The 5,432-nt window shown below is 39.4% G+C and carries 9 protein-coding genes; 8 read left to right on the forward strand and 1 reads right to left on the reverse strand.

Annotated features, from left to right (window positions below; all coding sequences use genetic code 11):
- Positions 1-14 precede the first annotated feature (14 nt).
- Positions 15-188: a hypothetical protein gene (locus ACFIJZ_RS07225; protein WP_375631430.1), complete on the reverse strand. Its 174-nt coding sequence runs from the start codon at positions 186-188 to the stop codon at positions 15-17.
- Between the two features lie 535 nt (positions 189-723).
- On the opposite strand from ACFIJZ_RS07225, the gene ACFIJZ_RS07230 reads away from it, so the two are divergent.
- The 8 genes from ACFIJZ_RS07230 to ACFIJZ_RS07265 all read left to right on the forward strand — a co-directional run bounded on the left by ACFIJZ_RS07230 (position 724) and on the right by ACFIJZ_RS07265 (position 5,164).
- Entirely contained in the window at positions 724-933 is a 210-nt protein-coding gene (locus ACFIJZ_RS07230; protein WP_375631431.1) for a hypothetical protein, read from the forward strand.
- Positions 934-1,210: 277 nt separating this feature from the next.
- Positions 1,211-1,567, forward strand: a complete 357-nt coding sequence (locus tag ACFIJZ_RS07235) for a hypothetical protein (RefSeq protein WP_375631432.1) — start codon at positions 1,211-1,213, stop codon at positions 1,565-1,567.
- A gap of 230 nt (positions 1,568-1,797) precedes the next feature.
- Positions 1,798-2,163 (forward strand): hypothetical protein, encoded by a 366-nt coding sequence (locus tag ACFIJZ_RS07240; RefSeq protein ID WP_375631433.1) that lies wholly within the window; start codon positions 1,798-1,800, stop codon positions 2,161-2,163.
- Positions 2,164-2,392: 229 nt separating this feature from the next.
- Positions 2,393-2,758 (forward strand): hypothetical protein, encoded by a 366-nt coding sequence (locus tag ACFIJZ_RS07245; protein WP_375631434.1) that lies wholly within the window; start codon positions 2,393-2,395, stop codon positions 2,756-2,758.
- A 13-nt stretch (positions 2,759-2,771) separates the two neighbouring features.
- The gene (locus ACFIJZ_RS07250; RefSeq protein ID WP_375631435.1) at positions 2,772-3,923 is read left to right on the forward strand and encodes a DUF6990 domain-containing protein; all 1,152 of its coding nucleotides are present in this window, start codon (positions 2,772-2,774) and stop codon (positions 3,921-3,923) included.
- 88 nt (positions 3,924-4,011) lie between these two features.
- Positions 4,012-4,386, forward strand: a complete 375-nt coding sequence (locus tag ACFIJZ_RS07255) for a hypothetical protein (protein ID WP_375631436.1) — start codon at positions 4,012-4,014, stop codon at positions 4,384-4,386.
- A gap of 10 nt (positions 4,387-4,396) precedes the next feature.
- A complete protein-coding gene (locus ACFIJZ_RS07260) occupies positions 4,397-4,972 on the forward strand; it encodes a hypothetical protein (protein WP_375631437.1) in 576 nt (191 codons plus the stop codon).
- Between the two features lie 15 nt (positions 4,973-4,987).
- Positions 4,988-5,164, forward strand: a complete 177-nt coding sequence (locus ACFIJZ_RS07265) for a hypothetical protein (RefSeq protein WP_273790878.1) — start codon at positions 4,988-4,990, stop codon at positions 5,162-5,164.
- The last annotated feature ends 268 nt before the right edge of the window (positions 5,165-5,432 follow it).

Raw genomic sequence — 5,432 nt, forward strand, 5'->3', positions numbered from 1 at the left:
GAAAATCTTGTAACTTATTTTCTTTTATCAAGCATAAAAATCTGTCTTACCAAGCGATATTGAGAGCGAAAAATCGATACTTGAAGCAAAAGATATTCTGGTGTTTGGGGAAGAAGAGCACATTTTCTTGCAGGTGGAGAGGCAAGACGCATAGAGAAGACGCGCCAAAAGCTTAAGTTTTTGATCAAGACGTTTTGCTCTATGGAAAGTGTAATAGTGCTTTTAAAGAGCTTGGGGTGGAGGGGGAAAATTGAAAGAAAAGAGGGACATCTATTTATTTACGAGACCGTTATTTATTTACGAGACCGCTAAGGACAGTTTCTCTCTCTGGATGAAAAAGGTTTTGTGCAATTTGGTTATGGAATTGTGAGAGACGCTGGTATTCATGCGGCGGCTTGCCAAATAATTAATCCTTATCATTTTGGGGCTTTATCATTTTTGGGGGGTGCCAGATTGACAACGAGGCATTGAGGCAAAGGGGTGGATTTTAAGGAAAAGAGATTGAAAATTTTTGAGGAAAAGGTAAGCGTAGGGCGTTTACGTCGTGTGCTTGAGGAAGCTTGAGATGAGGCGATGACTGAGGTTGATCTGGGACTGAGGGTGATCTTGTCCGCGTGCTTGGCTTTCAATAGAGCACCCTTCCTTGGGAAAAGGAAATTGTGCTATCTCTCAAGTGGACTCTTCTTTACTTGCACACCCTTGGGGCTTTGGTATTGAGGGCTGATGTTAACATTTGGCAGCTTTCTCATAAAAGCTTTATGGAAGATGAAAGTTTTGGCTTTGAAAAAAATATCGAAAAAATCAATTTGGGCCGGTTTTGTTGATGATTCAAATCGTCATAAAGACAAAGCAACCTCGTTACGCTTTTCTTGCACTCGTTTGCTTCTTCTTTGGAAAGCAGCTTATCTTCCTGAAAATAAAAAGAGCACTTAGAATTTTAGAGTCAGAGACCAAAATTTGTGCAATAGAAGAAGATATTTTATGAAAATTTGATCGACGAGAAAAGAGAAGCCTTAAGACAGCAGAGGATATATTGTGGGGAATAAAAACATGATGTTTGAAGTTGATGAAAAAAAAGCACCCCTGATATTGTCTTTATAAAAGATGAGGGATACAAACGCTTGATATTGATGAACCCTCATCCATTGTGAGGACGAAAGCTTCGGTTCATGAAAATGGCTTGAAAATTGAAACAAATGAGGGATAAAAAATGAGGGGCAATGGAAAAAATGCACCATTGTATGAAGAGTTACGGTCTTTTTCGCTTGAAGAAGCGTTTTTGACAAGCAAAAATTATAAAGTCATCTTTTGCATTGCTTTCATTATTACCGCTTTTAAAGTGGCACTCGTTATATTTTTTGAGTGGGATTTGACAGTGTGGTCGAATTATATCCTGTTCATTTTAACATTAATATTGGGTTTTATATCAATGCTTCTTTTTGTGCTCATTCCTGTTGCCTTTGTGGTCCGTATCATCTTTACGCGTTTGTTGAAAAAAAAGATTGATAAGTTGGATCAAGCACTCTGGAAGCAGAGAAAAACCGCTTCTCAACAAAACAGCGCGTGAAGGGAGGGCAGAAAATGAATACTGGTCTTTATATATTCTCATGCGTTGTAGGAGAGACCTTCTATTCGTGCGATGTTTGAAGGTGATGGAAAAAAATGCACCCTTGATATTGTCTTTATAAAAGATGAAGGATACAAGCGCTTGATATTGATGAACCCTCATTCATTGTGAGGACGAAAGCTTCGGTTCATGAAAATGGCTTGAAAATTGAAACAAATGAGGGATAAAAAATGAGGGGCAATGGAAAAAATTCATCATTGGATGAGGAATTACGGTCTTTTGCGCTTGAAGAAGCGTTTTTAACAAGCAAAAATTATAAAGTCATCTTTTGCATTGCTTTCATTGTGGCAGCTTTAAGAACGGCTCTTCTCTTCTTACTCATGTGGCTTGAGTGGAAGTTGGCGGGGTGGGAAGGGGATGTTATAACAGTTCTCTTTTGCATCGTGCAGGTTATATTAGATTTAATTTTTGTACTCATTCCTGTTGCCTTTGTGGTCCGTATCATCTTTACGCGTTTGTTGAAAAAAAAGATCGATATGTTGGATCAAGAAATCTGGCAGCGGAGAAAAACCGCTTCTCAACAAAACAACGCATGAAGGGAGGGCAGAAAATGAATACTGGTCTTTATATATTCTCATGCGTTGTAGGAGAGTTTCTATTCGTGCGATGTTTGAAGGTGATGGAAAAAAAATGCACCCTTGATATTGTCTTTATAAAAGATGAGGGATACAAGCGCTTGATATTGATGAACCCTCATTCATTGTGAGGACGAAAGCTTCGGTTCATGAAAATGGCTTGAAAATTGAAACAAATGAGGGATAAAAAATGAGGGGCAATGGAAAAAATTCACCATTGGATGAGGAATTACGGTCTTTTGCGCTTGAAGAAGCGTTTCTGACACGCAAAAATTATAAAGTCATCTTTTGTATTGCTTTCATTGTGGCAGCTTTAAGAATGGCTCTTCGCTTCGTACCCATGTTGCTTGGGTGGAAGTTGGCGGAGTGGGAAGGGGATGTCGTGGCAGCTCTCTTGTTAATCATGCAGCTTATATCATGGTTTATTTTTTTGTTCATCCCTGTTGCCTTTGTGGTTCGTATCATTTTCACGGTTCTGTTGAAAGAAAAGATCGATATGTTGGAGCAAGCAATCTGGAAGCGGAGAAAAACCGCTTCTCAACAAAACAGCGCATGAAGGGGCGGGGAAAATGATAGATATTAAAATGATGGATATTGTTGTTGTACTCTCGTGGGGTGTGGGCTTGACGCTTTTCACGCTGCTTTCTGCTGTGGTCATGATGTTTATTTGGGCATTGTATTACTCTACTTTCAAGCGGGTGAGACTGTATTGCCAAGTGACAAAAGAATTAAGCCGCGTGCTTGAACAACCTATCGCTTTTGAGCCGTCTAGTGGAGAAACGCCGATGATTAAGCTGTTATCTGAGGAAAAAGAGTTTTCTCTTTCTGATGAGGAAATCTTAACGATGGAAAGTGCAACGGCGCTTTTAAAGAGTTTGGGGTGGAAGGTGGAAATTGAGGGAAAAGGGGATCATTTGGCCACCTATTATTTACCAGATCGTGAAGTGCAGTTTCTTTATAATGCTGAGAAGGGGTATCCGCGATTTGATTGTGCAATTGCGGTGGTTTCTGGTATCCATGCGGCGGCTTGCCAAACGATAGACCCTTATAATTCTGGAGGCTTGATTGCTCTTGAATTGAGTTTTGATGTGAAGGGGGTGGAAATTTTTGAAGAAAAGGTAAGCGTTGGATGTTTACGTCGTGCACTCGAGAAAGCTTTAGAAAAGGCAATGACTGAGGTTGATCTTGGCAAGATGCTTCATTCTCAATATAGAATCCTGCCTTGGGAAAACAAAACTGTGGTCCCTCGGTTGGCTTCTTATTCCCTGCGTTATCTTGCAGCTCTGGCTTTGATGGGCGATGTTGAAACTTTACACTCTTATCAGAAAAGCTTTATGGAAGGTGAGAAGCTGGGCTTTGAAACAAGCATCGAAGAGGAGCATCTGGAACGCGCAATGGTGATTGCTCAGGCGGTAGAAAAGACAAAGCAACCCAGTTACGATTTGCTTCAACAGGCGGCAAAGGATTTTTCCATGGAGGTAGAGAGCTATGAATGTTTTAGAGCTACAGATCCCAATTTGTGCAATAGAAGAAGAGATTCTTATGAAAATTTGATCGAGGAAAAAAGAGAAGAATTAAGGCAACAGGGATATTTTGTTTACGAAAAGGACGCGATTTGTGAGGTTGATGGAAAAAACTATCGTCCTCATATTCTTTACATAAAGGATGGGGAGTTAGAATATATGGATGTAGAAATTAGGGTTGAGGAAAAAAATTATTGAGAAAAATAAAGCGTTTAGATAAGTTAAAAAGAGCTTAAACCTAAAAATAGAGCGTAAAAAGCGCGAAGCGTAAAAGCAGAGGGGAACAATGCAGGAGAAAAAAGCAACATTTGAAGAGTCTTTCTTTTCATTTAGAAAATTTATGGTGTCTTCAGTGGAAAGGCGTAAAGGGGTGGGAAGGTGTAAAATAATAGGGCACCGCTTTTTTATCATGTTTTGTACGTGCCTTATCATGATGGCTTTAGAAGTTTCTGCGGGTGCAAAGTCTCTGGTACAGCCGTTGCAATGGACAAGATGGGAAGGAATTGGTTCTCTTATTTTTCTCTTACCAGTGTTGATATGGTTTTGTCTTCTCACACCCCTTCCTATTTTGTGGGGCATTTGTCGTTTTAAAGAGCGTAAATTGGAAAAAATAAAGAAAAAACTAAAAGAAAAAATAAAGCAGCAAGAGATTAATCAATGAGGTTATACGCATGAGGGGTGAGATCGCGTTTTTTATTTTGTTTCTGCCGGTTGGATATTTTCTTCTAAATGCAGTTACAGTTTTTGCCATTTTTGTGAATATGATTATTGTGGCGCCTTATTATTCTTTAATAAAGCGTTTAAGGCTCTATTACAGAGTGAAAAAACAAAGACGTTTGATGAAAGAACAGCCGCAGCATTTTTGTTTCTTTGAAAAAAGCGGAAAAGAAAAAGAGAGAGTGCCGCAAAACTTAGCACTAGAAACACAGATAAGTTTCTATTCGTTAAAAAAATGGCTCGCTTTTTCACGCAAAGATTATATCCTCCACGCATGCCTCTCTTTCATCATTATGTTTTTCAAAGCTTATGTCTATGTGATTTTCTCTAAAGGGATAGCTGCTGAGGTAGATGAGAGCAGATTTGAATATATTATCATTCTCTTGCTTTTCTGGTTTTTTTTATCGGTATGTATTTTTGCAACGATCCCTGTTGTTGTGATCCTTCGTGAAATTTTAACCCATCGATTGAAAAAGAAAATTCAGCAATTGGAAGAAGTGACTGAAGCAACCCAATCAATCAATTTATAAAGAGAAGGGGATAAAATGCATTACGAAATGGCGGCAGCTTGGACGGTGATTTTGATCATTCTGCTGGGGGGTGTTTTTGATTTTTTCTTAACAATACCCATTGTGGCACTGTATATTTCTTTTATCAAGCGTTTGATCTCGTATTACAAGGTTACCAAACAATTAAACGCAGCGCTGAAAAAGCGCATGTAGTGCTCGTGTCATGGGGGAGGCATAAGTTTTAGATCATGCCATTGCTTCACGGCTTGGGAGGAGGGCATCGATTGTTTTTCTCATTTTACGCTGATCTCTGGGGAAAAGGGTTGATGGCAATGAATAGGCTGGTGATAGGTTTGTAATAGGCTTGTATAGGCTTTAATGGGGCGGTTGATCGGAAGTTTGTTGTTTTCTGTGAATTTGCAAAATCGTAAAAACGTGAAACTGTAATAGGGCGTGTGGTTGCTCAAGAGCCGTGACGGTT

It is taken from the genome of Bartonella sp. CL70QHWL (genome assembly GCF_042194855.1).
Classification (GTDB): Bacteria; Pseudomonadota; Alphaproteobacteria; order Rhizobiales; family Rhizobiaceae; genus Bartonella.